The sequence below is a fragment of the Dietzia maris genome, from assembly GCF_014144855.1.
Lineage (GTDB): Bacteria > Actinomycetota > Actinomycetes > Mycobacteriales > Mycobacteriaceae > Dietzia > Dietzia kunjamensis.
Map to the genome: position 1 here is coordinate 1 of NZ_JAALDN010000022.1, position 2,304 is coordinate 2,304.

Below are 2,304 nucleotides of genomic sequence, written 5' to 3' on the forward strand. Positions count from 1 at the left end.
GCCGGCATCGCCCCGCCACCCGGCCTCGCCCCGTCCCAGGCCCGCTCACCGCAGCCCGCCCCGCCTCCGCCTCCGGACCCGACCCCGCAGAGCCCGTGCCCGCGTACCGCGGCTGCGTGTGTGGACCTGGACGGGAACCGGGCGTGGCTGCAGTCCGGGGAGCGTCTGAGCTACGGGCCGGTGCGGATGTCCCACGGCATGGCCGGTTGGGAGACCCCCAGGGGGACCTATCAGGTCACGCGAAAGGTGCGGCACGAGGTGAGCCGGTTGTTCGACAACGCGCCCATGCCCTACGCGGTGTACTTCGTCGGGGGGATCGCGTTCCACGAGGGCGACCCCACGGTCGAGTCGCACGGCTGCATCCGCCTGGACCAGCCCGCGGCCGCCACCTTCTTCGATCGGCTGCAGGTCGGCGACACGGTGGTGGTCTTCTAGATCACCCGTACTAGATCACCCGCGCGTCCATCGTCCGGTGGCCCGAACCGGGGTCGGGGTGGACGTACTCGGCGGTGAAGGCGGCCCACGCCGACACCGCCGCCACCGTGACGAAGCCCAGGGCCGCCACGTAGGGCCCGAAGGTGACCGACGCGTCCGCCGGCAGGCCGGACAGCATGGGTTCCGCCTCCCCCGTGGAGGCGATGAGGATCCACACGAACGCGAGGTGTCCGACCAGGGCGCCCGCCGCGACCACCGCGGCGGCCAGTGCGAACGCGCCCAGTCGCGTCCCCGCGGTCGCCGCCACCAACAGGAGCATTCCCACCAGGCCCAGGTAGAGCACGGGTGCCACGCTGCGGACGTCGATGAGGTCGGTGATCCCCAGCGCGGTGATCTGCTCGCCCCGCCCGGTGCTCAACCAGGGCAGGTAGAGGCTGAGCAGGGCGACGGCCAGGCCTCCGACCTCCACCAGTGCGCAGAGCCGACTCCGTCCGCGGGATATGACCTTGGTCCGGGTGGGGGTCCTCGTGGGGAGGGGGATCCGGTGGGGTGGGGGAGGTGTGTACGCGGCCATGAGGATCGCCTTTCGGCGACGCCGGGCCGCCTGTGTGGTCCTGACCTGATGATATGCCCGAACCGTCAGTGCATCCACCCGATGCGGCGGGCCCGCGTCGGCCGGTGTCGCTCAGTCGCGGAGGTGTCGCCCCGCCTCGACGTCCGGGAAGAGGTAGTCGGCGGCGCGGGCCGCCCATACGGACCCGGCGAACACGAGGACGAACCCCAGCGCGGCCACGTAGGGGCCGAACGTCACGGATGCGTCGGACGGCAGCCCCGCCAGGATCGGGTCCGCGCTGCCGGTGGAGGAGCCGAGCGTCCACACGAATGCGAGGTGGGCGGCGAGCACGGCCAGCGCCACGATCGCGCTCGCGTAGGCGAAGGCGCCGAGTCGGGTCACCGTGGTCACCGCCACCAGGAAGGACATCAGGACCAGCCCGAGGAAGAGGACCGGAGCGACGCCGCGGACGTCGATGATCTCGGTGATGCCGATCGCCGTGATCTGTCCGCCCCCGTCGGTGGAGAGCCACGGGAGGTAGAGGCTGAGCAGTGCCGCTCCGAGGCCCGCCACCGCGATGAGGGCACCGATCCGGTTCCGCACGTGCGGGATGAGCCCGTCGCGGGAGGGGGACGTCTCGGAGCGGTCCTCGCGGTGGGGCGCGCGAGGCGTGTACGCGGTCATGTCGATCACCCTTCCGGCACGAATGTGCGCTTGTGGTTTACGTCACATCTTAGTCCTGGGTCGCCCGGGGATCCACCGCCGATCACCACCGCCGGTCATCGCCGGCGGTTCGTCCGGCGTGTCGGCTCGGCGGACATGGGATCCTCCGGCCACGGGTGTCTGGGGTACCGCCCCCGCATCTCCGCGCGCACCCCGGGATAGGCCTCGCGCCAGAAGAACGCCAGGTCCCGTGTCACCGCGAGCGGCCGGCCGGCGGGCGAGAGCAGGTGGACGGTCACGGGCACCCGGCCGTCGCAGACGCGGGGGGAGGTGGTCCAGCCGAAGCACTCCTGCAACTTCACCGCCAGCACCGGCGGGTCATCGGAGCCGACCTCGGGGTAATCGACGCGGTACGACGACGAGGAGGGCACCTGCAGGCGGTCGGGCACCAGCTCATCGAACCGACCGGCCTCGGGCCAGGGCAGCAGTCGGCGCAGCGCCGGGCCGAGGTCTCGTCCCGCCAGCCGGGAACCGTGGGCGAGGGCGTCGATCTCTGGGCCGAGCCAGTCGTCCAGCCGCTCCGCCAGCCCGTCGGCGGACACGTCCGGCCACGGCGGGCCGAGCTCCCGGTGCGCGAGCCCGAGACGGCGCCA

General features: G+C 72.5%; 4 protein-coding genes. 1 reads left to right on the top strand and 3 read right to left on the bottom strand.

Going from position 1 to position 2,304, the window contains the following annotated elements:
• On the top strand, window positions 1–435 hold a 435-nt coding region (locus tag G6024_RS00645; protein ID WP_194307162.1), incomplete at its 5' end, for a L,D-transpeptidase.
• A 10-nt stretch (window positions 436–445) separates the two neighbouring features.
• On the opposite strand, the gene G6024_RS00650 is transcribed toward G6024_RS00645, so the two are convergent.
• The 3 genes from G6024_RS00650 to G6024_RS00660 form a co-directional block, all read right to left on the bottom strand.
• Entirely contained in the window at window positions 446–1,009 is a 564-nt protein-coding gene (locus G6024_RS00650; protein WP_096906099.1) for a hypothetical protein, read from the bottom strand.
• 111 nt (window positions 1,010–1,120) lie between these two features.
• A complete protein-coding gene (locus G6024_RS00655; protein WP_069389613.1) occupies window positions 1,121–1,672 on the bottom strand; it encodes a hypothetical protein in 552 nt (183 codons plus the stop codon).
• A 95-nt stretch (window positions 1,673–1,767) separates the two neighbouring features.
• Window positions 1,768–2,304: ATP-dependent helicase C-terminal domain-containing protein (locus G6024_RS00660; RefSeq protein WP_277355611.1), on the bottom strand; the 537-nt coding region annotated here is incomplete at its 5' end.

What these genes read in the sequence shown, in the direction of transcription:
- G6024_RS00650 (WP_096906099.1), bottom strand. Translation starts at nt 1,009, where the DNA reads ATGGCCGCGTACACACCTCCCCCACCCCACCGGATCCCCCTCCCCACG.
- G6024_RS00655 (WP_069389613.1), bottom strand. Translation starts at nt 1,672, where the DNA reads ATGACCGCGTACACGCCTCGCGCGCCCCACCGCGAGGACCGCTCCGAG.